Raw genomic sequence first — 24,726 nt, forward strand, 5'->3', positions numbered from 1 at the left:
CTAACAAATCTATCATTCATCAGGAGTGTCAATAACTGGGCTTTTCAATTGCTTAGTATGCGTATTTTAAATCGGTATATTGATTCAGTGACATCGCAACATGTTGGTCAATAAATTCGCGTACATCTTCAGGGCTCATGGCTGCGCCATCTTTGCTAATCACATGTTCAAGAGGTGCTTGATCGGCAGCTTTAATGCGATACACAAAGTTTTTCTTTAAGCTATAACCATCATCGGCTTTGATAATATTATTGGTATACACATAACTATGTTCAAAGTTTAAGTCAGTATGCGAGAAAATAAATTGTTCAAATAATTTATAAACACTGCCATTTTCTAGATTTTGTAATTCTTCAATCACACTTTGATCAAGATGAATATCATAACGATCTGAGATTTTCTGACCATCAATCAGAAGTTCAACTTTGTCATTTTCATGATGAGTGACCGTAATATTACTAAAGTTAGACATGGTTAGACTCTAAAAATGGGGTTTAAAATGAGTATCTGCTTTTCTGTTTTGATTACAAGCAGAGTAGGGTTTATTCGTATAAATAAACGTCGCCAGTGCCTGAGTTATATGCTGAAAATTGACTAAAGTCTAATAATCCCAAGTCTTTAACTGTAACTGAGAAAGCGTGGTGTATTCATCAATTTCTAAAATTTGCGCCTGATCTTTACGCCAGTCCCCCAATACAATCCTGATTTTATCAAACTCGTGATGTATAGCTGGACGGTGGGTATGACCATGAATTAATAGATCGACTCGTTGTAATGCTTGTTCAACGGCTGTTTGATTCACATCCATAATCTCATAAGATTTAAACTCTTTAGAGTCATGGCTTCTTTTACGAAATCCATTGACCAATTTTTCGCGAAAACTTAAAGGCGTTTTTCTTAAAAAAGCGACAAGCAGTGGATTACGAATAATTTTTTTAAAGCGTTGATAAGACACATCATCGGTACACAGTGCATCACCATGTTCCATACGAATCTTGAGTGAACCAGTATTTAATAAAGCAATGTTTAGATAATCCACTTCATTCAATAGCTTGCCATTGAACTTATTTAAGAAAATTTGATGTAAGGCAAAATCACGATTGCCGACTTGAAAAAAGACCTGATTTCCTGCTTGAGTAAATGTTTTTAAATGCTGAACAATTTCATCCAACCATGGGGCAGAGTAATCATCGCCAATCCATGCATTAAACCAATCACCCAAAATGTACAGTCGGGTCTTTTTATCTTGATACTGTGTCAATAAATCTAAAAACCCCCGAACGAGTCGAGGGTGATCAGGTGACAAATGTAAATCTGATATAAACAGATGGGTCACTTAGGTTTCCTATTTTTAAAATCTCCCTAAATCCCTCTTTGGTAAAGAGGGACTTTCCACTAATTCGAAAGTGGAAATTCCTTCCTTTTTTAAAGGGAGGTTAGGAGGGATTCTTATTCAGAAATGATTTTAGCAGATTCGATAACCACGTTTTCTAAAGGAACGTCAGCGTGGTAACCACGGTTGCCAGTGCGAACACCTTTAATTTCGTTTACGACTTCCATGCCTTCAGTCACTTTGCCGAAAACTGCATAACCCCAACCTTGTGCTGTTTTACCAGAATGGTTAAGGAAAGAGTTGTTGCCAACGTTAATGAAGAATTGAGCAGATGCAGAATGTGGCGCTTGAGTACGAGCCATTGCAATGGTACCCAAATCATTGGTTAAACCGTTGTCCGCTTCGTTTTCGATAGAATCACGAGTTGTTTTTTCTTTGAAGTTTTCATCCATGCCACCGCCTTGGATCATGAAACCGTCAATAACACGGTGGAAGATAACGCCATCATAAAAACCATCACGAACATATTCTAAGAAGTTAGCCACAGTTTTAGGTGCTTTCTCAGCGTTAAGTTCAAGAACAATACGTCCTTTATTGGTGTTTAATTCGACTTGAGGAAAACTCATTCTATAATCTCCTGATCATGGACAAAAAAGCCATGGGTTTTTGGTTGAGAGAAGCATAAGCAAACTGTAAACTACAAGGCAAGCAAAAACGTTACTTTCTTTGTTAATAAATAAAGAAAAGCGTTTTAATTATCCTATTTTATCTTATAGAAGTGATTTATCAACTATGAAGCCGAATGATGTTGTTTCATCCCTGCCCAATACCCCGACAACACAAAACCAATCTGTCGAAGCTGCGCAGCAAGAACAACAGCCGGGCTTAGATTTTGTGCGTCAAGTGATTACAGAAGATCTCGCATCAGGACGTACTCAACAAGTGGTGACACGTTTCCCACCAGAGCCAAATGGTTATTTACATATCGGTCATGTGAAAGCAATCTGCCTCAATTTTGGTATTGCACAAGAATATGAGGGTTTATGTAATCTTCGTTTTGACGATACAAACCCCGATGCTGAAGAACAAGAATATGTCGATGGTATTGCCAACGATGTGAAATGGTTAGGTTTCAATTGGAATGGTGAAACACGCTATGCATCAAGCTATTTTGACCAATTGTACACATGGGCGGTGCAACTGATTAAACAAGGCGATGCTTATGTCGATTTGCAATCACCAGAAGAAATTAAGCTGAATCGTGGTAATTTCATCGAACCGGGTAAGAATTCACCGCAACGTGATGCCACAGTTGAAGAAAACTTAGCGCGTTTCGAGCAAATGCGCAATGGTGAGTTGGGTGAAGGTCAAGCGGTGCTTCGTGCCAAAATTGATATGACTTCACCGAATGTGCATATGCGTGACCCGATCATGTACCGTATTTTGCATTCTGAGCATCATCAAACAGGCAACACTTGGAAAATTTATCCAATGTATGACTATGCACATCCACTGTCAGATGCCATTGAAGGTGTAACGCACTCACTTTGTACACTTGAGTTTGTTGATCACCGTCCATTCTATGATTGGGTGATTGAGAAAGTCGGTTCTGCTTCTGTACCACGTCAGTACGAATCTAGCCGTTTAAACGTTGACTACACCATTACCTCTAAACGTAAATTACGTAAATTGGTTGAAGGTGGTTATGTCCATGGTTGGGATGACCCACGTATGCCTACAGTGGTTGGGATGCGTCGTCGTGGTTTCACGCCAGAAGGTTTACGTGATTTCTGCAAACGTGTTGGTGTAACTAAAGTTGATGGTAGTATTGTTGATGTGGCAATGCTTGAATTCTGTATCCGTCAGTCTTTAGAAAATACGGCTGCTCGTGGTATGGCAGTGCTAAACCCTCTGAAAGTGACGTTAACTAATTTACCAGCGGATATGGACTTGACCCACTCGCGTCATCCGAACGTAGACATGGGTGAGCGTATTATTCCACTCACACAAGAAATCTTTATTGATCGTAAAGACTTCGAAGAAATTGCACCAAAAGGCTTTAAACGTTTAATTCATGGTGGTGAAGTACGTCTTCGTCATGCTTACGTCATTAAATGCGATGAAGTGATTAAAGATACCAATGGTGAAGTGATTGAATTGAAATGTTCAATCGACCCTGAAACTTTAGGTAAAAACCCTGAAGGTCGTAAAGTGAAAGGCGTGATTCATTGGGTCTCCTCAAGCAAAGGCGTTAAAGCTGAAGTTCGTGTTTATGATCGTCTGTTTAATGAAGCTGCGCCAGATGCGGATGATGATTTCTTACAGCACTTGAATCCTGAATCTTTAAAAGTGGTTCAAGCAATTGTTGAGCCTGCATTGGCTCAAGCGAAAGCCGAAGATCGTTTCCAATTTGAACGTGAAGGTTACTTTGTTGCAGATCAACATGATCATACGAGCGATAAGCCTGTGTTTAACCGTATCTTAGATTTGAAAGATAGCTTTAAGCCAGCAAAATAAGGTTTAAACGTCTATTTATAAAAAGCTCAACTTCGGTTGGGCTTTTTTTATTGCATTTGTTTTATAGAGTATTGGTCTATGTTCAGGTGAATGATGTTCAATCCTCAAAAAGACATTGAAAATTTGCCGAATCGATACGCTGAATGCAAATCAATAGAGGAAATTTCATTTGAAATAAATGTGTTGTTTTTAAGTTTTCGAAAGTATAAAACTGATAAATTAGAGTAACTTAACTGAGCTTTAAGTATTTTTAAATCTTTATAAAACAATAATTTATATTGACAAGGTGAAATAAAAACCGCATATTAATCATGAACCGAAAGGTTTAATTTGAAACTATGTTTTCCTCGAAGCCCTACTTAATGTGGGGATTTTTTTTGCCCGATTTTTTGTCTTTGTTCACGTAGTGCAATATACACCGGCGTATTTAACTTCTTACGATCATTCAATTTCTTTTTAATATACAGCACCAGAGCAAATGACGTGGTCGCAAGGGTGAGAAATAAACTATTTAAATAACTCATAATTGAGCTGACATAGCCGATGGTGGTCAATCGATTCATCATTTTGATCACTTGTGGACTGTCTTCAACCCCCGTGATTGCCCAACTGCATAAATGTTCACAGTTATTGATAATCAAATGATAGTTATTTTCATGCATCCTTGAACGCATACGTTTCACCACATGACGTCCGAGATATTTGGGATTGTCATACTCACGTACGAATATTTTTTTCCCGCGTGCGAATTGATCAATCGAGGTGATTTCAATGGGGTGCTTTTTAAACAGGTGCGCAAAACCAGAGTAGTGGATGACACGACCTTTACCCGCATAAATTCCATGATGGCTATAACCAAAATGATTCACAATCAGGTGGCTGCCCAATTGAAAATTTTTGGTACGTTTGGCTTGCATATGTTGATTTCCAATAAATAACAACTGCATCGTTTTATTGAAATTTAAAGCAGAATTATACCGAAAAAAAACATAAAGAAGCATTGCAACACTGATCATTTTTAACAATCAATCAGCGCCACATTGCAGAAGTTTTATGTAAGTTGCAGGATTTAAAAATCTTGCGATAAGGATCAGGTGGTTAACAAGAATCTAAACGTTTAGATAGGGATTACTTGATCATCCCAAATACCGAGGACTGGGCATTACAAGTTTCAATGGCATCCTGTTTAGGCATGGCTTTGATTTGCTCTTCAAATTGCTTTTTCTGTGCTTGAATAGAATCTTCAGGAATACCGCTTTCTTTGGCGAGCTTTTCAACCTGATCCCAAGATTTCTCACACTCATCGGGTATACCACTACATGCAGTCAAAATGAAACAGCTCAAAATGAGTGGGCTTAAATAGATTGTTTTCATGGTTATTCCTTTATTGTCATTATGATGAATGATTGAGTGTTTATTTTAATTAGTCATAACATTATTAGAATGGAAAGGAAAGAGATCTGCCGATGATTGGAGGGCATAGGTACTACTAACCGATATGACAGAAAATAGCTTATAAAAATCAGTATATAAAAAATCACTGCTAGACGATTGCGTAGCAGTGACTTTTTTCGAATTATTGAATCGTAATTTTTGGCTGTAAAAGCGCAGTTAAATCTTTACGACTGTAGCCTCGTGACATTAGCACTTTTTTAATGCCGAGAATCACATCCTCATCCGTAGCTTTCTGCAGCGCAGCGATGAGCTGTTCATTGGTCTTACAAGCGCAATCATTTTCAACCCAAGCAATTTGGTTTTTATGCTCGTTTTGTTGAGGATCGCCCGAAAACAGTTTTTGCCAAAATGTCATATAGACTTCATTTACAACCTAACATAGAGCGAAATATAACCAATACAAAATTAAATACAAGCACCATAATGTGATTGAATTCGCAATTTTGAAATCAATATTTCGATAATAACATGCTGATTTAACGTTTTTATGACAGTTAAAATTCTTGCATTTTTATAACTATATGATTGATCAAAACAAAATATTCACTCACAAAAAAAGAGTCACATGAAAGTGACCCTTTTGATTGGAAATAAATTGTTTAAATTTTTTCCAAAAGAACACCTGACTCTACATGGTGGGTGTATGGGAATTGATCAAACATGGCAAACTTCTGAATTTTATGGGTTTGACTCAGTGTTTTTAGGTTGTCATGTAAGGTATCTGGATTACATGAGATATAGATAATTCGCTTAAAACCTTGCAGTAATTTTAAAGTATCATCATCAATACCGGCACGAGGTGGATCCACAAACACCGTTTCAAAGTCGTAACTTTGAATGTTAATTTCGGCTTCTTGTAAACGTCTAAATTCACGTTCAGCATTGTACGCTTGAGTAAATTCTTCAGCCGATAAACGTGCCACTTGAATATTATCAATCTGGTTTTGTTCGATGTTCCATTGCGCTGCATAGACTGATGATTTTGCCAATTCAGTCGCAAGTACACGATTAAACTTTAGAGATAAGGGCAGGGTAAAGTTACCGTTACCACAGTACAGTTCAAGCAAATCTTTTTCAGACTTTTCTACACTTGAACATGCCCATTCCAACATTTTTTGGCAGACTTGGGCATTGGGCTGAGTAAAGCTACTTTCAATCTGTTTATACTTAAACGTGCGATCAAACACTTGCAATTCTTCAACCACAAATTCATCGCTAAGCACGACTTTTTGACCACGGCTGCGCCCAATGATTTTAATATTCAGCTGATCCGCCAATGGTTTTGCTTCTGCTTCCCATGCTTCGTTCAATGCTGAACGATAGATCATAGAAACCAACATTTCGCCTTTCAAGGTACTGAGAAAATGCACTTCAAATAGACGTTTTGAAAGGACTTCACTTTGTTTTAAAAGATTCAGTAAAACAGGCATCAAATCATTAATGCTTTTGTCTGCGATCGGGAATTCATCTATACGGACAACTTTCTTATTTTCACCTGCTTCGTTACGCTCGAACATAGCATAAAACATGTCATCTTCAGTGTGCCAAATACGGAATTCAGCACGCATACGGAAGTTTTGCTCAGGGGAAGCAAATACTTCAAGTTCAGGTGGGTGATATTCAGCAAATTGCGAACGAATACGCTCGATTTTAGCGTCGAGCTGTTGTTGGTAAGATGAAGTCATAAAAATCGAAAACTAACACAGAGCAGAGGCGATGGTAACAAAGATTAGCCAATTTTTCTGCATAATCTTTGCCAGAATCGTATGATCGATTATCTTTTGGTGAGATGTTCAACCAAATAGTCGATAAAAACCCGTACCGCTGGCAATAAGCCACGACGTGAAGGATAAACCGCATGGAAGATCCCATGTGGCGCTTTCCATTCAGGCAGGACGCGAACCAATTGACCTGCATCGACATAATCTTGCACGATGCTGTCGGGTAGCAAAGCAATGCCTGAGTTTTGACTGGCCAAATTGGCAAGCATCATCAAATCTGAACCCATTAAAACAGGATTGACTTTGACTTTGGTAATGTTGTTGTCTTGATCGTGCAACACCATTTGCTGGTCGGTCAGTTCATCGACCATACTCAGAATACGGTGCTGACTCAGTTCCTCTGGGCTTTTCAGCATGCCAAATTCATTTAAATAGGCTTGGCTTGCAAACAGATGTTGTTCGATATTTTCAAACTTACGAATCACTAGACTTGGATCATCATCTAAACTTGAGCGTACCCGTAAAGCAATATCTATACCTTCGTTAACAATGTCGACACGGCGATTACTGACGATCAGTTGCACTTTAATTTCAGGATATTGTTTTAAAAACGCAGGCAATAATTTGGTCATTTCACTTTGTGCAATAGACACAGGTAGACTGACTTTAATTAATCCCCGTGGTTGTTCACTCAAATGATCGACCAAGTCATGTGCCGATTGTGCAGCATTCATCATCACTTGGGCGTGCCGATAGATATTCATACCAATATCGGTGACCGCAAAGTGACGTGAACTACGCTGAATCAGTCGAACCCCTAAGTTTTCTTCCAGATTATAGACGCGGCGACTCAATTTGGACTTGGGAATGTCGGTGGCGCGTTCTGCGGCACTAAATCCGCCATGTTCAACCACAAGCGCATAACAATAAAAGTCATCTAAATCCGAAAGCATAAGGTCATTCCATTATTGCAACAATTTAAGCATTAAAAGAAATGTTGTTGCATTTGGTCAATGAAATTCTTGTAATTTTTATTCAAAAACAACGGATTCATTGATGAGAATAAGAATTGAAGCTAAGATCAACAAGACACTAAAATCTGATGGACTTGTTTATATTCTTCTAAGCGCAGCAGATCTCGAGTGGTCGGTTGAGGAATACGACTGATATCCATATTGTCAGCCAAATCCGCTAATTTTACGACACGTGCGATGGGATTTTTCACTGTTCGATACGCCGCTTCTATACGGGTTTCATGGGGTCTCTTGGTCATTGCATCGATGGCATCAATGACTTCTTGAGAAAAGCCCAAGGAAATTAAATCGACTATGGTGGTGTCAGTGTCCTCCAAAATATCATGTAAAACCGCCACTATTTGCTGTTCCGGAGTTTTGACTTTAAACATCAAACGCAGTGGATGGAAAATATAAGCTTGACCGGCTTTATCGACTTGACCCATATGTTTTTTTGCTGCCAATGCAATGGCTTTTTCAATCGTAGACATAACTTCCTTGACTTATGTACTTAAAATAATCGTTCTTTTATCTATATCTAGCGACATTATCTGATTGAATGTCAGCGAGTTAATGCTCAAGGTCTATTCAAAAACTTTCAATTTAAAAATTATGCATAGACCGTTAAACTATATTTTTTATTCTGTTCCAAAGATTATGGCTTTTCAACTCATCGAACTCGAAACTGTTTTACATGATCAAAATAATCCTCAACAGCATCATGTGCAAAATATCCAGTGTCCTTTTTGCCACCACGCTGTAATTGATTGGTCTGAAGAACAGTATGTTCAACCTTGTGCACATACCTTGTTTATTGCGATGGATTTAGGCTTTGAATATATTTCAGATGAGTTTGAAAGCACCATGCAACGCACGGTCGATGACATTCATGCAGATGATGAAAACTCTAATGTCTTTAATGAAATTTCCAAATCAAGTTATCCTGAATTTAGTGTGTATAAATCAGATTTAGGGGTGGAAGGCATGTATCGTTATTTGGGTTTTGCCAACTAAAACTCTTATTTTAAAACTGAAAAAGGATTCAGCTCATGTGAGATGAATCCTTTTTATTTAACCGACTTGAATTTCCGTACCCGGATGGCTGAGTCGACTCTTTTTCGGCGTTGCGATTAAATACGCCAAAGTTAAAGGTCCTAAACGTCCCCCATACATCAGTAACATTAAGGTAATTAAGCTACTGGGTTGTAAGTCTTCGGTAATGCCTCGAGAAAGTCCTACAGTACATGCGGCTGAAACGGCTTCAAACAGCAAATCTAGAAAGGTTTTATTCGGTTCAAATATCAATAGGGTAAAAAATCCAATCACAATCAGCATTGAGGTGATTGCAATCACGGCCAAAGCTTTATAAGTGGTCACAGGTGAAACCGAATGTTTAAAAACACGCAGTTCATCTGAGCGTCTTAAAAATGTGATCACGCTGAGCACCATAATAATAAAAGTACCAACTTTGATTCCGCCTGCTGTACTCAGCGATCCGCCGCCAATAAACATCAGTAACATGGTGACTAAGGTGGCAGGGTCACGCATATTGTTCATTTCAATGCTGTTAAATCCAGATGAGCGGGGCACAGTGGCATGAAACCAAGCATTTAAGGCCTGATCACCAATCGACATAGGTGCAAGGGTCAAAGGATTGCTGGCTTCAATGCTCCAAATGATCACAAAGGCGAATAGGTTGAGTCCCGCAATAGTCGATAAAATCAGCTTACTGTTGGTGGACAGTTTTTTCCATGAATGCGTGCGCTTAATATCCATCAGCACCACAAAGCCAATCCCGCCAATGATGTACAGCAGGCTAATGGTAAAAGTCACCATATATTGCCCTGAAAAACTCATCAGGCTGTTGGGGAACAGTGAAAATCCACCATTATTGAATGCAGAAATACTATAAAAAGCGGCGTAGAAAAACGCTTGATCAAATGAATATTGCGGCAGCCATGCGATGGTCAGGATCGCTGTTCCAATGGCTTCAAAAAATAATGAATAGAGCAAAACGCCTTTAATGGTCATGGTGGTGTGTGCCAAACTGGTTTGACCAATGGCTTCTTGCGCCATGACTTGCTGTTTGATGCCAATCTTAGGGGATAGACTCATTGCAGCCAAAATCGCAAAGGTCATAAAGCCCAAACCACCACACTGAATCAATAGCATGATAATACATTGACCGAAGGTGCTATAGGCTTCACCAATATTCACCACAGACAAACCTGTAATGGTCACAGCCGAAGTGGCGGTAAAAATGGCGTCTAACCAACTGACATCACCGTGGTTGGAAAAAGGCAGCTTTAATAATAATGAACCTAAAACAATAAAACTCAAAAATCCCAATGCCAATAAACTTGGAGGGCTGAGATTGATGCTGTTGTGTTTTTCATTCACCAATCGGCTGTAAAATTTCATCATGCCGATATAAATCTCGAAGACAATTTACGTAAAATGTCGACAGGACCTTCAACAATCAAAATATCGTGTTCTTGAAGCAGTGTGCCGGGGGCGATGTCATAGATCACATGTGAACCGCGTTGTAACAACAAGGTCTGTACGCCGTGGGTATGATCAATCACCGATTTAAATTCAGAACCTTGTAAATGACCTTCCACCTCGATTTTGACAATATATCGATCATTATTGAGTGCCATATAACGGCGCACCATCGGATAACTCAGCGATTGAGCGACACGAATGCCCATGTCTTCTTCAGGATGAATAATCTTGGAAATACCTAAATGCGATAAAATCATATGGTGCGATTTCGATTTGGCTTTCGCCATAATTTTCTCAACACCTAGATTTTTTAGATGTAAAACACACAGAATACTGGCTTCAATATTGTCACCAATTGCAACCACCACAGCATCACAATTTTTAATATTCAGTTCTTCGAGGACATGCTCATCGGTTGCGTCAGCAATCACCGCATGACTAATCTCATCGGAAATATTTTCCACATATTTTTTTTCAGTATCGATTCCAATCACGTCATGTTTTAACTGGGTCAGTTCCAGTGCGACTGTGGCACCAAAACTTCCTAAACCGATCACTGCAAACAACGCCATGATATGTCCTTAACCTTATAAATTATTGTGAAGTAAATGTAGCGGCTTATCATAACGTCTTTATTTAAAAATAAAAATTCTAGTCTCTAAGTTGTTGTATAAGCCGTGTATAAAGCGACTGCATTATGAACGTTTATTGAATAAAGTTCATGATTGATTATTTTTAAATCTTTATGAGACTGAATCAGCCATGAGCTTAGGGTGGTGCTTAAAGGCATAGATCAGCATGGCAATAGCGCTAAAGATCAAACTGCTATACAGGTTTGAAATCTGGAACTGGCCAAAATTAAATTGTGCCATGATTAAAATCAGCAAACCTTTAAAAGCAAGCATATAGATGAGAGTGGCTATATATTCATGCTGTGGGGCGTATTTCAGCATCGCATAGGGCATGGCAATAAGCGGGATGAAAGCGAGAATATGGATTGCAGCATCATAATATGAATAGGCCAAATTTTGAATGTTGAAGCTCCACACTATGGCTGACCAGAATAACCAAATAAGGAGGGGAATAAGGGTGAATTTTCTCCAGCTTCTCACAAATGTTTATCTCTTGTCTTTCTTTTAAAATGTATAAGCTTTTATGACCAACATGGGTGAACAAATTGTAAAAAAATAGCCCATCATCAAGACGGGCTATAGGGTGATTTGGATTTAAATCTTTTATTTGAGGAAACGCTGATAACCTAAATTATTGGTAATCTCATCATACGGATAACTAATGTTTTCCAAAGTTTCGATCAAACCATCTGGGTTTTGTTGCGCATCTTCTGCATCAAGACCGACCAATACGCGACCTTCAGCTGCACCGTGGTTACGGTAATGGAACAGGGTGATGTTATGGGTTGGACCAAGACGCTCTAAGAAAGTGAGCAATGCCCCTGGACGCTCTGGGAATTCCACACGGAACAGACGTTCGTTTTCAATATTGGCATGACCACCAATCAAATAACGAATATGCAGTTTCGCCACTTCATCATCAGACAAATCATCGACGTCATATTGCGCTTTTAAGGCTTCGAAAATATCATGACGTTCTGTTTCACCGCCTTTCAGGCTAATACCGACAAACACCTGCGCAGCAGATGAATCGCTGGCACGGTAGTTAAACTCAGTAATGTTACGCCCTTGCAGTGCACGACAGAAGTTCAAGAATGAACCTTTCTGTTCAGGAATGGTCACCGCAAAAATCGCTTCACGACGCTCACCGAGTTCTGTACGTTCCGCAATGTAACGCAGACGGTCGAAGTTCATGTTGGCACCACAGACAATCGACACCATATTTTTACCTTGGATGCCATGTTCAGCGACGTATTTTTTAATCCCCGCCAATGCCATTGCACCTGAAGGTTCTACAATGCTACGACATTCATCATAGGTGTCTTTAATCGCAGCACAGATTTCATCGGTATTCACCAGCACAACATCACGTTCAACGATTGGACCTGAGTTGTCTGATTTTTGCAGTTGAATCACTTCAAATGGTTTTTCGCCAATTTGTGCAACCGCTGTACCATCTGCAAATAGGCCTACAGACGGTAGGATGACACGTTCATTGGCTTCAAATGCGGCTTTTAAGCACGCAGATTCATCATATTCAACAGGAATCACTTTGACATGTGGTGCAACATCGCCTAGGTAGGCTGCAACCCCTGCAATTAAACCACCACCACCGACAGCCACGAATACGTAATCCACATCACGCCATTGACGTAATATTTCATTACCGATTGTGCCTTGACCAGCCATCACGAGTTCGTCGTCATAAGGAGGAATAAAGGTCATGCCTTCGTCTTTTGAACGTTGAATGGCATATTTGTTGGCAACATCAAAAGAATCGCCGTGTAAAACCACTTCACCACCGAGTCTTTTAACCGCTTGAACTTTAATGTCAGGTGTTGTTTTTGGCATCACGATAATGGCACGAATTCCGAGCTTTTGGCCTGAAAGTGCAACACCTTGGGCATGGTTACCCGCAGATGCCGTAATAACACCTCGTTCTAACTGAGATTTTGGGAGTTGGCTAATACGGTTATACGCACCGCGTAGCTTAAAAGAAAAGACAGGTTGGAGATCTTCGCGTTTAAAGCGAATGTGGTTGTTCAGTTTTTCACTAATTCGTGGTGCCGCTTCGAGTGGAGTTTCGATCGCAACATCGTAGACTGTTGCTTGTAATATTTGTCGAACCAAACGAGACAGCATGTTAATTTTCCATCTAACAGTTTAAAATAGATTTTTATTGTAACAAACCCCTGTACTTTTGGGCTGTATAAACAGCAACAAATGTCAAAAAATAGTTGAGCCAAGTTATGAGTCTGTATGCAACCCAAGATGAAAAGAAACAAGCTGTCGCAAAAGCTGCGTTGAAGCACTTGCCGAAAGGTGGGATTCTGGGTGTCGGTACAGGAAGTACTGTTAATTTCCTCATTGAGTTATTGCCTGAGCTTGAACTTGAAGCGGCAGTCGCAAGTTCGGAAGCAACTGCGCAGCGCCTTAAAAAATTAGGCATTGAAGTGGTGGATATGAACTCAGTTGCGAGCCTTGATGCCTATGTCGATGGTGCGGATGAAATCGATCGCAATATGCACATGATTAAAGGTGGTGGTGCTGCACTTACGCGTGAAAAAATTGTGGCTTCAATTGCGAAAAAATTCGTATGTATCGTGGATGATTCTAAATGGGTGGATCAATTGGGTCATGATTTCCCACTGCCAGTAGAAGTGATTCCAATGGCACGTTCTGCTGTAGCACGTAAAATCGTGGCATTGGGGGGTGACCCTGTGTATCGTACTGGTGTTGTGACAGATAACGGTAACGTGATTTTGGATGTTCATAACCTCAATATTTTGGATGCACTTGAACTTGAAAAAACCTTGAATGATATTCCAGGTGTGGTGTGTAACGGTATTTTTGCGATCAACAAGGCTGATATTGCTGTGGTTGCAACTGATAACGGTATTGAAGAGCGTACTGCGGTTTAATCAATAATCCCTCTAAATCTCCCTTTGTAAAAGGGAGACTTTTAAAAGCCCTTCTTTTTAAAAGAGGGTCTTCCCCCTTTAAAAAGGGGGACTGAGGGGGATTAAAGGATTTAGAAATAAAAAGAACAATCAATGACTCTAGCTGACTTACCTGAAATTCAAATCATCCGAAATATTCGTTCTACACGACTCAGACTCCGTGTTGATCAAGATCAGATTCGCTTAACTGCACCTGTGTTTTGTACCCAACGCCAAATTCAAAGTTTTATCGATCAGTCTGAACAGTGGTTGATTCAAACTTGGCAGAAACAACAAGAAAAAATCGTACAAATTGATAAAAGTTTACCCATAGAATTAAAGTTGTTTAATTTAGAGCAACCGTTACATATTCTTTATCAGGCTCAGAAAAAGTCATTCGATTTAGACTTGGAAAATCATCAGCTTTTAATCAGTGATCGTCAGCCTGAAACTTATCTCAAAGCCTTTGTGATTGGTTATGCTAAACAGTATTTACCGCTTTATTTGCAAGAGGTGAGTCAGGCATGTGGTTTGCCTTACGGCAAATGCTCCATTCGCCAGCCGAAGACACGTTGGGGAAGTTGTACTTCTAAGCATGACATTATGTTGAATAGTGGTTTGGTACTATTTCCAAAAGACATTACACGTTATGTGTGTGTGCATGAGTTAGCGCACACAAAACATTTTGATCATAGTGCGAGTTTTTGGAAAGAAGTTCTAAAGCATGATGCAAATTTTCAACAGCATCGCAAGATATTAAAAAGTACACCTATGCCTTGGTGGTGGATAATTATATAGAAAAATTAATAGGTTTATAGAACAAATGAATTTGGAATGCTTTTATGAAAATAATAATGATGCAAATGATCTGTTTAGTATTTATTTTAGGGTGCTCTAATCATACAAATGATTTGAATATGATGGTTAAAGAAGAATGTGAAATAAATGGATTTCACAGTGAGCAATGTAAAATTACTCGTTCTGATCAATTAACAGACATTGAAAAACTTTCATCATTGGGAGTTTTATATCTATTTGGTAGTAAGGAAAATGAAAGAAATTATTTAAAATCATATAATTTCTTTAAAATTTCAGAAAAATATAATGATGCCGAAGGACTCAATGGACTAGGTGTTATTTATATGTTTGGATTAGGTCGATATAAAGATCTGAATGAAGCGGAAAAACTGTTTAAAAAAGCAAATAGCTTAGGCGATAAAAATGCAAAAAATAATTTAGGTGAGTTGTTTAGGATCCAAAAAAATAGTGAACATGCTTTGTATTGGTTTAATTTAGGTATTCAGGATAATCCTGAAAAAGCATATGAAGGATTATCGAAATTATATATTGATCAGAATAATTTTAAGCAAGCTTATGCTTATGCACTTAAAGCTGCAAGATTGAGAAACACCGAATCTGAATATAATTTAGGTGTTTTTTACGAGAGAGGAATATATGTAAATAAGAACATTGATCAAGCAATCTATTGGTATGAGCGTGCAGCGAATCAAGGTCATGTTGATGCTAAAAATAATTTAAATCTCTTACGTAAAAAAGTAAATAATTATCCTTAAAATAAGAATTATCTTTCATAAATCGTTCTTTAGTCAGTTCTAAATTATAGGAGCCTTAGATTAAATTGAATCTTAAATCGAGTCTTTAACTTCGTTTATGATATTTCAAAGCAAGAATTTTGAAGATTTTCAAGCGAACCCATTCTGCTTAATTCTTCTTCTTTTAATTTATGAAAGAGATACCGTCTGAAACGTTAAGCAAATTATTGAAAATTCATGCTGAATAATCTGCTTGGTAAGGTTGTTGATGTTTGAGTACACCATAACAAAGATGAACCAACTTCCTCATCGCAGCTCCAATCGCTATCATTTTGGTTTTACCATTGGCCAATAACCTTTTATTCATCCCTTTGATATGAGGATTATGTCGAGTTGCGACAATGGCTGCCATATATAAACCAGCACGTATTTTGGAAGAGCCCGCTTTGGATAAACGGCTTCTACCATGAATCGAGCTACCCGACTGCTTTTGAATGGGAACCAAGCCAACAAAGGCAGCCGCTTGACTAGCCCTTTCAAACGTATGGCTGCGCAAGAAACTCAGCATTAATAAACTGGTTCGATCTGCAATGGCTGGAATACTGCTGAGCAGTTCTTTATCATTTTTTAAATCGGGATTCTGATCAATGTGATCATCAACTTGCTGGTCGATACCCTGAATGTGTTTGTTTAACTGTTCAATGCTCTTATGGATAGATTGAAGTACAGGTTCCATCGTGAAGGTAGACTCTGCTTTTTCCAAACGATTCTCTTCACGTTGTAAATCTTCACAAAGAGCAGCTCTTCTATCCAACAAAGCATTCAGCAATTGAATATGTTGGGGTAAAGGTTGCCAAAAATGTAGATCAGCAGTCATTGCGAATCGGGCTAGAACCTCACTATCTACCTTGTCTGTTTTATTCAGCTTAGACATACTCTGAGCAAAATATCGAGCTCTGGCAGGATTGGTTACGCAGACTTGATAGCCCGCATCAAATAAATATTTCGCCAAGAGTTCATGATAAATAGAAGTTGCTTCCATTAAAGTAATGGTCTGCGTAGAAGTTACAGCATGCTGCTTTAGCCAAGTTTGAAGTTGCTCAAAACCTTTTGGTGTATTTGAAAAAGTTTTAGTCTTCTTTTTACTTACAGAGTTTTCTAAAATTAAACAGCAATCAATTTTAGCTTTAGCAACATCAATACCAAGATAAAACATAATTTTTACCTGCTTTATTTATTCAATTATTGTTTTAGCATAACCACCGTCTTTTCTTGTGAATACAGCATCAAAGTGCCTAGTTACCCGTCCAGAGTTGTGCAAGTGGTTAGGGCAAATTGTAGGTTTTATCTCTTTCACAGACTAAAAGTCTTAGGTCTATTACAAACTCTACAATTTGCATATAGTGGAAGCTAATCACTACAAGCGCTAAGATACAAGATCTATTGCTTAAAAATTTATTCTAGGGTAGGTTTGTGAAATAAAGGAATGTTAAGCTAAAATTGGATCGAAATATAATAAATATAAAGAGAGAAAGAATGTTTAGTTTTGATGAAGAACTCACCGATTTTATTGGTCTAATTATAAAGTTTTTAATTGTTCAGTGGATTTTTTTTTGGACAGTATTGATTATTCCAGCACAAGAAAATTATTTATTGATTAAGGATGGACAGTATCAGTATCAGACGTATAGAGTTCCGCAGGATGTGAGCTATAAAATTAAGCGAATTGAACATAAGAATATAATTGATTTAGTTTTAATTAAGGATTTCCAAGATGTTTTAAGAATAAATTGTGAGGGACTTTTTGTTAATGGGGCGAATGAAGAGGTTTGCGGTATTTTTTTAGACAAAACTAAAAATGTTAGCCATATTGCGTTCTATGAGCGATATCCAGAGAACGGTTATAAAACAGTTTATGAATTAAAAGGAGTGACATATAGAGATGTGCTAGGCAAAACTAATACAATAGAAATGTCGATTTTGTCTTATGAGGATAAAGAATATTTAAATAGTGCAAAGTTGAAATTTTTAATGAGTATCGTGGGGAGCTCTTTGGTTTTATGTTTCTTCTTTTTCTTATTTTATTCGATTGATTTTAGAAAGCCTAAAAGGAAAGAAGTTAAATTTTTAATATACCTTAAGAATACAATAAAATATTCTGTCCTTATTTTTATCATTTATCAATTTATTAAAATTTGGTATTTCATATTCCATTCCTTATAAAAAGACACTTGGGGGGAGGGTGTGTTGAACAAATTGAAAATATTTATAGCTTTAAAAAAATAACCAAATCCAAGCAAAACAGTTCAGAAATCACCAACTTCCTGTCATACTTAGTTCTTCAAATGGATATTTTTGATTAGAGGTAAATATCGTGATTTCAGTAGGTATTGTTGGCGGTACAGGTTATACAGGCGTTGAATTGTTGCGTCTTTTGCTCCGTCATCCAAACGTTCAAGTAAACGTACTGACTTCACGTACCGAAGACGGTCGCCGTGTCGATGATATGTTCCCAAGTCTTCGTGGACATACCGATCTGTGCTATTCAGATTTAAACATTGATGAATTAAAAAAATGCGACGTCGTATTTTTTGCTACGCCACATGGTGTGGCGATGAAACATGCTGAAGAATTGGTTGCTGCAAATACCAAAGTGATCGATTTGGCTGCCGATTTCCGTTTACAAGATTTAGAACAGTTTGAGAAGTGGTATGGCATGCAACACGCTTGCCCAGAACTACTGAAAGACTCTGTTTATGGTTTATCTGAACTCAATCGTGACAAAATTAAAAATGCACAAGTGATTGGTAACCCAGGTTGTTACCCAACAACCGTACAATTGGGTCTGGCTCCACTGTTTAAACAAGCTGAAGTATTGGTGAAGCCTGAAAGCATTATTATTGATGCCAAATCTGGGGTATCAGGTGCAGGTCGTAAAGCAAGCTTAGGCATGATCTATTCTGAAAACTCAGACAACTTTAAAGCCTATGGCGTAGCAGGTCACCGCCATCAACCTGAAATTGTAGAAGCTTTAGAAAATATTTCAGGCTTAAAAGATGTGTTTGATCACATTGTATTTGTGCCACATTTGGTGCCTATGATTCGTGGTATGCTCAGCACGATTTATGTAGATTTGACCGATGCTGGGGATGCTCTAGATTTACAAGCATTGTATGAGCAATTCTATGCCAATGAAGCATTTGTAGATGTCATGCCTGCGAACAGTTCACCTGAAACACGTTCAGTGCGTGGTGCAAATCAATTGCGTATCGCATTGTACAAGCCACAGCCGAAAAAATTAGTGATCTTGTCAGTACAAGATAACTTGGTGAAAGGTGCTGCAGGACAAGCGGTACAGAACATGAATTTAATGTTTGGTTTTGAAGAAGATGCTGGTTTGCAAGGCATCGGATTATTACCATAAAAAACGCTTTTCAACTTCACACACATTTAACTTTAGCGTTAAATGTGTGTTTTGACTTTATCAAAATTCAGAGATGACGATGCAGAACACAGAAACACCCACGACGTCGCCCAAGTTAACAAAAAAAAATTCTCTTAAGGGGAATATGCCACTATTTGTCAGTGGTGCAGTGCTTTGTGTAGGCAGTATCTTCTTGGGATATACCGTAGGACACCGTCAAGGTTTAACTGTGGTGGGCTACGACGCCGATGCTGAACAATTGGTTGAAGTTGTTGAAAAACAAAAAAATGAATTAAACGATTTAAACAAAAAACTCAATTTGGCAGTTCAAGAACGTGATGTCGCAGTCACCAATTCAAATGACTTATTTGCGGCCAACAATCAGGCGAAAGCAGATAAAGCTCAGATCGAAGGCATGAGTGCGATTTATCGTGAGGTATTGCGTCAACGTGGTGGTTTAAGCCTGACGGTACAAAACTTGTCGGTAAAACCATTGCCTGAAAATGCCTATGAGTATCAAATTGATTTGGTTCAAGTCAGTCCAAATAAGCGTAAAGCCGCAGGTGAGATTGAATTACGTTTAATTCAAGGTACTGAAGTTTTAGTGGTTCCGATTTCTGAAAGTCGTTTTAATTTTGAAGATTTTGAACGTTTGACTGGACGTTGGACCATGCCTAAAGGCTTTACACCACAGTTTATTGAGGTTCGTGTCAAAGGCTCAACAGCTGTAACCAAGCGTTTTAGTTGGCAACGTGGTAAACCTGTCGAAAATTTACCTGCACTCGCTGCTGAGGTTCCTCAAGCAGAACCGAATGCACAATAAAGACATCATAGTAAAATTTAAGAGTAGATGTATAGATTATGCGAAGAAACAAGCGTCATATGAGTTTGAATGACATCAAATCATCATTTCAACAATCAGGTTATGTCGATTGGCATTTAAGCCCTCGCTTAGGTGATTCGCAAAATGGTGATCACGATCCAGATCAAGCCGATGGCGATATAGCTGTGCAGACAGCACCTCCTCAATTCAAACGTCCTCCTTTGTACAATGTTGTGCTGATGAATGACGATTACACGCCAATGGACTTTGTAATCGAAATTTTACAACAATACTTTGCTTTGAATCTTGACCAAGCCACTCAAGTAATGCTAACAGTACATTATGAAGGTAAAGGTATTGCTGGCGTCTATCCAAGAGATATTGCAGAAACAAAAGCAAACCAAGTAAATAACTATGCTCGATCACAAGGTCATCCATTACTTTGCCAAATCGAGCCACAAGAATAAGGGGATCTCATGCTCAGTCGTCAATTAGAAGTATCACTCCGTTTGGCTGTAAGCATGGCTCGTCAAAAGAGACATGAGTTTCTTACTGTTGAACATTTGCTACTAGCCTTATTAGATAATGATTCTGCAGTCAATGCGTTAAAAGCGTGTGGCGCAGAAATTGTAAGCTTACGTAAAGAATTAGAAGAATATGTAGAGCAACATACCCCAAAATTGGCTGAGAATAACGAGCAAGCGCCTCATCCAACTGAAAGTTTTGATCGTATTTTGCAACGTGCTATTTTTCACGTTCAATCAAGCGGTGGGGACCGTACAGTTGAAGGCGCAGATGTGCTGGTTGCGATGTACTCTGAACGTGATTCTTTTGCGGTCTATTTGCTTAAACGTCATCAAATTAACCGTTTAACTCTGACTCAATATTTGTCACATGGCGGACGTAAAGACGAAATTCAAATTGAAGAAGAATCTGAAGATTTGGATGGTGAAACAGGTGCTTCTGCCAATGCAGGACCACTTGAGCTATATACAGTGAACCTAAATGCTGAGGCACAAAAGGGTAAAACTGATCCGCTCATTGGTCGTGAAAAGGAAATTGAGCGTGCTGCACAAATTCTTTGTCGTCGCCGTAAAAATAATCCGCTGTTGGTGGGTGATCCAGGGGTCGGTAAAACCTCAATCGCTGAAGGTTTGGCGTGGTTAATTGTCAATGGTAAAGCTCCAAAACCGCTTGAAAATGCTGAAGTCTTTAGTTTGGATATTGGCTCATTGGTTGCAGGCACTAAATACCGTGGTGACTTTGAAAAGCGTTTAAAACAATTGCTCAATGCGTTGAAGAAGAAACCCGACGCGATTCTATTTATTGATGAAATTCACATGATCATTGGTGCAGGCTCAAGTATGGGTAGTACGATGGATGCATCGAATCTCATTAAGCCTGCTTTGGCGAATGGCAGCTTGCGTTGTATCGGTTCAACAACCTTTCAAGAATATCGTCAAGTGTTTGAAAAAGATCATGCCTTGTCACGTCGCTTCCAAAAAATTGATGTCAATGAGCCTTCAATTTCTGAAACCATTGATATTTTACGTGGCTTAAAATCTAAATTTGAAGATTTTCACCATGTAGAATATGACGATAAAGCCTTGGTTTCAGCAGTAGAGCTTTCTGCTAAATTTATCAATGATCGTTTCTTGCCAGATAAAGCGATTGATGTGATTGATGAAGCAGGTGCGCAACGCCGTCTGAAAGCCGAACAAGATGGTTCAATGATTACGGTTGAGAACATTGAAGACATCGTATCCAAGATTGCGCGTATTCCACCGAAAACTGTCTCTAAAGACGATAAATCAGTGCTTGAACATATTGAGCGTGATTTGAAACGTGTAGTGTTTGGACAGGATGAGGCGATTACTGCTCTGGCATCTGCGATTAAACTGTCACGTGCAGGCTTGAAAGCACCGGATAAGCCAGTCGGTAACTTTGTCTTTGCGGGCCCAACAGGGGTCGGTAAAACGGAAGTGACCAAACAGCTTGCCAAGTTGTTAGGTGTGGAGCTTGTTCGTTTTGATATGTCCGAATATATGGAACGTCATGCGGTATCACGCTTAATTGGTGCGCCTCCGGGTTATGTGGGTTATGATCAAGGTGGCTTGCTGACCGATGCAATTCATAAAAATCCGCACTGTGTGTTGTTGCTCGATGAAATTGAGAAAGCGCATCCAGATGTATTCAATCTATTACTTCAAGTGATGGATCATGGTTCTCTGACAGATAACAATGGTCGTAAGTCTGACTTCCGTAATGTGATTATTGTATTAACCACCAATATTGGCGCAGAAAGTATTTCACGGACAAGTATTGGCTTCACCGAACAAGACAACAGCAATGACAATCAAGAAGCGATGAAAAAAGCCTTCTCGCCTGAATTCCGTAATCGTCTAGATGGTGTGATTCAATTTAAATCATTGCCGAATACGGTGATTGAATCAGTGGTCGATAAATTCTTAACTGAGCTTCAAGCACAGTTGGATGATAAGAAAGTCGTACTTGAAGTTGATCAATCCGCTCGTGATTGGATGACAGAACATGGTTATGATCGCCTCATGGGTGCACGTCCAATGCAACGTTTGATTCAAGAGCACTTGAAAAAACCGTTGGCTGAAATGATCTTATTTGGTGAGTTGGCTGAAAATGGCGGTAACGTTTCAGTGACTGTTAAAAAAGAGAATGGAAAAGCAGTGGGTTTAAGTTTGGAAGTGTTTGAAGATCAAACCGCTGAACCAGCTTAAGCTTAAAAAGCCAAAAATAACCCGTCTTCGCACGGGTTATTTTTTATTGGGATATATGAAATTTCAAAACCAGATGAACTAGAGTGCTATGGATATACAGATTACAAAAGTGCTCACAACCTTTGGCTTATTTTTTATTACTGCCACCGCTGAAATATTGGGCTGTTACTTTCCATATCTGATTTTAAATCAGCATAAATCACATTGGTTATGGATTCCCACCGCATTCAGTTTGGTCATCTTTGTGTGGTTGCTGACCTTGCATCCTGCTGCTTCAGGACGCATTTATGCTGCTTATGGGGGTATCTATATTTTTACAGCACTGATGTGGTTACGCTTTGTTGATCAAGTGACGTTAAGTCGTTGGGATTTGCTCGGTGGTTTGGTGGTTATGCTTGGCGCTGCAATCATTATTCTGCAACCCCAAGGCTTGATTCGTTAATTGATGAGCGTAAGGCTTATATTGAATGTTTGTTAAGCATGTTTAACAGTTGAAAATGTATAAACATCCTGAAAGCCTTAAAAATCAAATGTTCTAAATGCCACAATCTTTTTGTGTCACTTTAAAATCATATTGATCATGATCTGATTTCAGTTCGATAGCAATGCTATAAGGATTGACCCGTTGATATTCATGCTCAAAGAGCACGTCACAATTGTTCAATAGATTTTTTTCAATCATTTTGCGAATGTCTTTTTTACCTAAGTCTTTCTCAAATTGATTAAAATCTGGCGTGGTAATCGAACCTTTTAAAATGGTTTGATTGGCTGAAAGTTCAAGTTGTTCAATTAAACTATTTTGGTCGATTTGTATTGGGAGTGTTTTTGAATCTTCAGCACTTAGTACTTTCAGTATTTCATTGAGTTGTTTTTTGTCTTCAATCTTATATTGATCATTAAGAATTTTCTTCTGTTTTAAATATTGGTCAAATTCCGTGGCTTGTGATGTTGCTGCATGTACAGGGCTAACCAAGCACAATGATGTAAAGACTAGAGCAGAAAAGGTTGAACGCATAATTTATTCACTTTTATATCCATTGATTTGAGTATAACAGTGCAATCAAAAAAAGCACCCGAAGGTGCTTTGATTTAAATCAAAAAGATTGTCTTTAAAGATAATCGTTCAGATTAGTCTTTTTTTAAATTTTCATTGATTAAGAATTCAACCAATGCTTTTTGTGCGTGAAGACGGTTTTCAGCTTCATCCCAAACTACAGCATTTTTGTGATCCAGCATATTCACTGAAATTTCTTCACCGCGGTGTGCCGGTAGGCAATGCATAAATAAACAGTCTGGGTGTGCAAGATCCATTAAGCGTTCATTGACTTGGAAGTCAGCAAACGCTTTTTCACGGATTTTTTGTTCTTCTTCTTGTCCCATACTCGCCCAAACGTCAGTCACGATGAGGTCAGCATTGACTGCAGCATCTTCAGCTGAATCTACTAGCTCAGCACAGTGCGCAAATTCAGACATAAATTCTGGCTTAGGTTCATAACCCTTAGGCGCAGCAATTTTTAGCTTAAAGCCCCACATATGCGCAGCTTCAATGTATGAATTACACATGTTATTGCCATCGCCAATCCAAGCCACAGTTTTGCCTTCAATCGAACCACGGTGTTCAACATAAGTTTGAACATCCGCAAGCAACTGGCAAGGGTGGTGGTCATCAGTTAATGCATTGATGACTGGAACTTTTGAATATTCAGCAAAACGCGTCACGATGTCATGACCGAAAGTACGAATCATCACAATATCAAGCATGCTTGAAATGACACGAGCAGAATCTTCGATCGGCTCGCCACGACCCAATTGGGTGTCGCGTGAAGACAAGAAAATGGCGCTACCGCCAAATTGGCTCATACCCGCTTCGAAAGAAACACGGGTACGTGTACTCGATTTTTCGAAAATCATTCCCATTACTTTACCAGTGAAAGGCTGGTAGACAACATTGTCATGTTGCATGCGCTTCAGTTCTTGCGCACGTTCAATGATGCGGTTTAATTCTGCAGTAGAAAGGTCACGTAAAGTAAGAAAATGTCGAAGAGCCATAGTTACTCC

General features: G+C 38.8%; 27 protein-coding genes. 11 read left to right on the plus strand and 16 right to left on the minus strand.

The window, feature by feature from the left end; translation table 11 throughout:
* Positions 1–52: 52 nt before the first annotated feature.
* From G8D99_RS06885 to G8D99_RS06895, 3 genes are all read right to left on the minus strand, one after another.
* Complete coding sequence (locus G8D99_RS06885; RefSeq protein WP_166323836.1) at positions 53–472, minus strand: hypothetical protein; 420 nt, start codon at positions 470–472, stop codon at positions 53–55.
* A gap of 129 nt (positions 473–601) precedes the next feature.
* A complete protein-coding gene (locus G8D99_RS06890; RefSeq protein WP_166323837.1) occupies positions 602–1,336 on the minus strand; it encodes a UDP-2,3-diacylglucosamine diphosphatase in 735 nt (244 codons plus the stop codon).
* Positions 1,337–1,449: 113 nt separating this feature from the next.
* Positions 1,450–1,959 carry a peptidylprolyl isomerase gene (locus G8D99_RS06895; RefSeq protein ID WP_166323838.1) on the minus strand — a complete coding sequence of 170 codons (510 nt, stop codon included), beginning with the start codon at positions 1,957–1,959 and terminating at the stop codon, positions 1,450–1,452.
* 166 nt (positions 1,960–2,125) lie between these two features.
* Here G8D99_RS06895 and G8D99_RS06900 point away from each other — a divergent pair, with 166 nt between their 5' ends.
* Positions 2,126–3,850, plus strand: coding sequence for a glutamine--tRNA ligase/YqeY domain fusion protein (locus tag G8D99_RS06900; protein ID WP_166323839.1), 1,725 nt, complete (start codon positions 2,126–2,128; stop codon positions 3,848–3,850).
* A gap of 359 nt (positions 3,851–4,209) precedes the next feature.
* On the opposite strand, the gene G8D99_RS06905 is transcribed toward G8D99_RS06900, so the two are convergent.
* From G8D99_RS06905 to G8D99_RS06930, 6 genes are all read right to left on the minus strand, one after another.
* Positions 4,210–4,767 (minus strand): lecithin retinol acyltransferase family protein, encoded by a 558-nt coding sequence (locus G8D99_RS06905; RefSeq protein WP_166323840.1) that lies wholly within the window; start codon positions 4,765–4,767, stop codon positions 4,210–4,212.
* A gap of 211 nt (positions 4,768–4,978) precedes the next feature.
* The gene (locus G8D99_RS06910) at positions 4,979–5,224 is read right to left on the minus strand and encodes a hypothetical protein (protein ID WP_166323841.1); all 246 of its coding nucleotides are present in this window, start codon (positions 5,222–5,224) and stop codon (positions 4,979–4,981) included.
* A gap of 202 nt (positions 5,225–5,426) precedes the next feature.
* Positions 5,427–5,660 (minus strand): hypothetical protein, encoded by a 234-nt coding sequence (locus G8D99_RS06915; RefSeq protein ID WP_166323842.1) that lies wholly within the window; start codon positions 5,658–5,660, stop codon positions 5,427–5,429.
* A gap of 244 nt (positions 5,661–5,904) precedes the next feature.
* A complete protein-coding gene (gene trmA, locus G8D99_RS06920; RefSeq protein WP_166323844.1) occupies positions 5,905–6,990 on the minus strand; it encodes a tRNA (uridine(54)-C5)-methyltransferase TrmA in 1,086 nt (361 codons plus the stop codon).
* A gap of 89 nt (positions 6,991–7,079) precedes the next feature.
* Positions 7,080–7,979, minus strand: a complete 900-nt coding sequence (locus G8D99_RS06925; protein ID WP_166323846.1) for a LysR substrate-binding domain-containing protein — start codon at positions 7,977–7,979, stop codon at positions 7,080–7,082.
* Between the two features lie 128 nt (positions 7,980–8,107).
* Positions 8,108–8,530: a guanosine-3',5'-bis(diphosphate) 3'-pyrophosphohydrolase gene (locus tag G8D99_RS06930; protein ID WP_166323848.1), complete on the minus strand. Its 423-nt coding sequence runs from the start codon at positions 8,528–8,530 to the stop codon at positions 8,108–8,110.
* A gap of 166 nt (positions 8,531–8,696) precedes the next feature.
* Here G8D99_RS06930 and G8D99_RS06935 point away from each other — a divergent pair, with 166 nt between their 5' ends.
* Positions 8,697–9,053 (plus strand): hypothetical protein, encoded by a 357-nt coding sequence (locus G8D99_RS06935; RefSeq protein ID WP_227554368.1) that lies wholly within the window; start codon positions 8,697–8,699, stop codon positions 9,051–9,053.
* 57 nt (positions 9,054–9,110) lie between these two features.
* On the opposite strand, the gene G8D99_RS06940 is transcribed toward G8D99_RS06935, so the two are convergent.
* From G8D99_RS06940 to ilvA, 4 genes are all read right to left on the minus strand, one after another.
* Entirely contained in the window at positions 9,111–10,460 is a 1,350-nt protein-coding gene (locus G8D99_RS06940; protein ID WP_166327589.1) for a TrkH family potassium uptake protein, read from the minus strand.
* Entirely contained in the window at positions 10,460–11,116 is a 657-nt protein-coding gene (locus tag G8D99_RS06945) for a potassium channel family protein (protein ID WP_166323850.1), read from the minus strand. The genes G8D99_RS06940 and G8D99_RS06945 overlap by 1 nt, the downstream gene beginning before the upstream one ends.
* 171 nt (positions 11,117–11,287) lie before the next feature.
* A complete protein-coding gene (locus tag G8D99_RS06950) occupies positions 11,288–11,593 on the minus strand; it encodes a hypothetical protein (protein ID WP_166323852.1) in 306 nt (101 codons plus the stop codon).
* Between the two features lie 186 nt (positions 11,594–11,779).
* On the minus strand, positions 11,780–13,318 hold the full coding sequence (ilvA, locus tag G8D99_RS06955) for a threonine ammonia-lyase, biosynthetic (protein ID WP_166323854.1): 1,539 nt from the start codon (positions 13,316–13,318) through the stop codon (positions 11,780–11,782).
* 107 nt (positions 13,319–13,425) lie between these two features.
* Between ilvA and rpiA the strand changes: the two genes are divergently transcribed.
* The 3 genes from rpiA (at position 13,426) to G8D99_RS06970 (ending at position 15,689) form a co-directional block, all read left to right on the plus strand.
* Complete coding sequence (gene rpiA / locus G8D99_RS06960) at positions 13,426–14,097, plus strand: ribose-5-phosphate isomerase RpiA (protein WP_166323856.1); 672 nt, start codon at positions 13,426–13,428, stop codon at positions 14,095–14,097.
* A gap of 132 nt (positions 14,098–14,229) precedes the next feature.
* The gene (locus tag G8D99_RS06965) at positions 14,230–14,913 is read left to right on the plus strand and encodes a M48 family metallopeptidase (RefSeq protein ID WP_166323858.1); all 684 of its coding nucleotides are present in this window, start codon (positions 14,230–14,232) and stop codon (positions 14,911–14,913) included.
* A gap of 44 nt (positions 14,914–14,957) precedes the next feature.
* Positions 14,958–15,689 carry a tetratricopeptide repeat protein gene (locus G8D99_RS06970; RefSeq protein ID WP_166323860.1) on the plus strand — a complete coding sequence of 244 codons (732 nt, stop codon included), beginning with the start codon at positions 14,958–14,960 and terminating at the stop codon, positions 15,687–15,689.
* Between the two features lie 214 nt (positions 15,690–15,903).
* On the opposite strand, the gene G8D99_RS06975 is transcribed toward G8D99_RS06970, so the two are convergent.
* Positions 15,904–16,884, minus strand: a complete 981-nt coding sequence (locus G8D99_RS06975; RefSeq protein ID WP_166322541.1) for an IS110 family RNA-guided transposase — start codon at positions 16,882–16,884, stop codon at positions 15,904–15,906.
* 320 nt (positions 16,885–17,204) lie between these two features.
* Here G8D99_RS06975 and G8D99_RS06980 point away from each other — a divergent pair, with 320 nt between their 5' ends.
* The 6 genes from G8D99_RS06980 (at position 17,205) to G8D99_RS07005 (ending at position 23,110) form a co-directional block, all read left to right on the plus strand.
* Positions 17,205–17,891, plus strand: coding sequence for a hypothetical protein (locus G8D99_RS06980; RefSeq protein ID WP_166323862.1), 687 nt, complete (start codon positions 17,205–17,207; stop codon positions 17,889–17,891).
* Between the two features lie 151 nt (positions 17,892–18,042).
* Positions 18,043–19,092, plus strand: coding sequence for an N-acetyl-gamma-glutamyl-phosphate reductase (gene argC, locus G8D99_RS06985; RefSeq protein ID WP_166323864.1), 1,050 nt, complete (start codon positions 18,043–18,045; stop codon positions 19,090–19,092).
* 79 nt (positions 19,093–19,171) lie between these two features.
* A complete protein-coding gene (locus G8D99_RS06990; RefSeq protein ID WP_227554369.1) occupies positions 19,172–19,915 on the plus strand; it encodes a DUF6776 family protein in 744 nt (247 codons plus the stop codon).
* Between the two features lie 38 nt (positions 19,916–19,953).
* Complete coding sequence (clpS, locus tag G8D99_RS06995) at positions 19,954–20,382, plus strand: ATP-dependent Clp protease adapter ClpS (protein WP_166323868.1); 429 nt, start codon at positions 19,954–19,956, stop codon at positions 20,380–20,382.
* Positions 20,383–20,391: 9 nt separating this feature from the next.
* Positions 20,392–22,668 carry an ATP-dependent Clp protease ATP-binding subunit ClpA gene (clpA, locus tag G8D99_RS07000; RefSeq protein ID WP_166323870.1) on the plus strand — a complete coding sequence of 759 codons (2,277 nt, stop codon included), beginning with the start codon at positions 20,392–20,394 and terminating at the stop codon, positions 22,666–22,668.
* An 88-nt stretch (positions 22,669–22,756) separates the two neighbouring features.
* The gene (locus G8D99_RS07005; protein WP_166323872.1) at positions 22,757–23,110 is read left to right on the plus strand and encodes a YnfA family protein; all 354 of its coding nucleotides are present in this window, start codon (positions 22,757–22,759) and stop codon (positions 23,108–23,110) included.
* A 93-nt stretch (positions 23,111–23,203) separates the two neighbouring features.
* Here G8D99_RS07005 and G8D99_RS07010 read toward each other — a convergent pair whose 3' ends face one another.
* Positions 23,204–23,683, minus strand: a complete 480-nt coding sequence (locus G8D99_RS07010) for a hypothetical protein (protein WP_166323874.1) — start codon at positions 23,681–23,683, stop codon at positions 23,204–23,206.
* A 113-nt stretch (positions 23,684–23,796) separates the two neighbouring features.
* A complete protein-coding gene (argF, locus tag G8D99_RS07015) occupies positions 23,797–24,717 on the minus strand; it encodes an ornithine carbamoyltransferase (RefSeq protein ID WP_166323876.1) in 921 nt (306 codons plus the stop codon).
* Between the last annotated feature and the right edge of the window lie 9 nt (positions 24,718–24,726).

Origin of the sequence: Acinetobacter lanii (genome assembly GCF_011578285.1) — a bacterium.
Taxonomy (GTDB): domain Bacteria; phylum Pseudomonadota; class Gammaproteobacteria; order Pseudomonadales; family Moraxellaceae; genus Acinetobacter; species Acinetobacter lanii.

Bases quoted from the DNA above. Each gene is read 5' to 3' on its own strand.
- G8D99_RS06885 (WP_166323836.1), bottom strand. From the start codon at position 472: ATGTCTAACTTTAGTAATATTACGGTCACTCATCATGAAAATGACAAA.
- G8D99_RS06895 (WP_166323838.1), bottom strand. From the start codon at position 1,959: ATGAGTTTTCCTCAAGTCGAATTAAACACCAATAAAGGACGTATTGTT.
- G8D99_RS06900 (WP_166323839.1), top strand. From the start codon at position 2,126: ATGAAGCCGAATGATGTTGTTTCATCCCTGCCCAATACCCCGACAACA.
- G8D99_RS06905 (WP_166323840.1), bottom strand. From the start codon at position 4,767: ATGCAAGCCAAACGTACCAAAAATTTTCAATTGGGCAGCCACCTGATT.
- G8D99_RS06910 (WP_166323841.1), bottom strand. From the start codon at position 5,224: ATGAAAACAATCTATTTAAGCCCACTCATTTTGAGCTGTTTCATTTTG.
- G8D99_RS06915 (WP_166323842.1), bottom strand. From the start codon at position 5,660: ATGACATTTTGGCAAAAACTGTTTTCGGGCGATCCTCAACAAAACGAG.
- trmA (WP_166323844.1), bottom strand. From the start codon at position 6,990: ATGACTTCATCTTACCAACAACAGCTCGACGCTAAAATCGAGCGTATT.
- G8D99_RS06925 (WP_166323846.1), bottom strand. From the start codon at position 7,979: ATGCTTTCGGATTTAGATGACTTTTATTGTTATGCGCTTGTGGTTGAA.
- G8D99_RS06930 (WP_166323848.1), bottom strand. From the start codon at position 8,530: ATGTCTACGATTGAAAAAGCCATTGCATTGGCAGCAAAAAAACATATG.
- G8D99_RS06935 (WP_227554368.1), top strand. From the start codon at position 8,697: ATGGCTTTTCAACTCATCGAACTCGAAACTGTTTTACATGATCAAAAT.
- G8D99_RS06940 (WP_166327589.1), bottom strand. From the start codon at position 10,460: ATGAAATTTTACAGCCGATTGGTGAATGAAAAACACAACAGCATCAAT.
- G8D99_RS06945 (WP_166323850.1), bottom strand. From the start codon at position 11,116: ATGGCGTTGTTTGCAGTGATCGGTTTAGGAAGTTTTGGTGCCACAGTC.
- ilvA (WP_166323854.1), bottom strand. From the start codon at position 13,318: ATGCTGTCTCGTTTGGTTCGACAAATATTACAAGCAACAGTCTACGAT.
- rpiA (WP_166323856.1), top strand. From the start codon at position 13,426: ATGAGTCTGTATGCAACCCAAGATGAAAAGAAACAAGCTGTCGCAAAA.
- G8D99_RS06965 (WP_166323858.1), top strand. From the start codon at position 14,230: ATGACTCTAGCTGACTTACCTGAAATTCAAATCATCCGAAATATTCGT.
- G8D99_RS06970 (WP_166323860.1), top strand. From the start codon at position 14,958: ATGAAAATAATAATGATGCAAATGATCTGTTTAGTATTTATTTTAGGG.
- G8D99_RS06975 (WP_166322541.1), bottom strand. From the start codon at position 16,884: ATGTTTTATCTTGGTATTGATGTTGCTAAAGCTAAAATTGATTGCTGT.
- G8D99_RS06980 (WP_166323862.1), top strand. From the start codon at position 17,205: ATGTTTAGTTTTGATGAAGAACTCACCGATTTTATTGGTCTAATTATA.
- G8D99_RS06990 (WP_227554369.1), top strand. From the start codon at position 19,172: ATGCAGAACACAGAAACACCCACGACGTCGCCCAAGTTAACAAAAAAA.
- clpS (WP_166323868.1), top strand. From the start codon at position 19,954: ATGCGAAGAAACAAGCGTCATATGAGTTTGAATGACATCAAATCATCA.
- clpA (WP_166323870.1), top strand. From the start codon at position 20,392: ATGCTCAGTCGTCAATTAGAAGTATCACTCCGTTTGGCTGTAAGCATG.
- G8D99_RS07005 (WP_166323872.1), top strand. From the start codon at position 22,757: ATGGATATACAGATTACAAAAGTGCTCACAACCTTTGGCTTATTTTTT.
- G8D99_RS07010 (WP_166323874.1), bottom strand. From the start codon at position 23,683: ATGCGTTCAACCTTTTCTGCTCTAGTCTTTACATCATTGTGCTTGGTT.
- argF (WP_166323876.1), bottom strand. From the start codon at position 24,717: ATGGCTCTTCGACATTTTCTTACTTTACGTGACCTTTCTACTGCAGAA.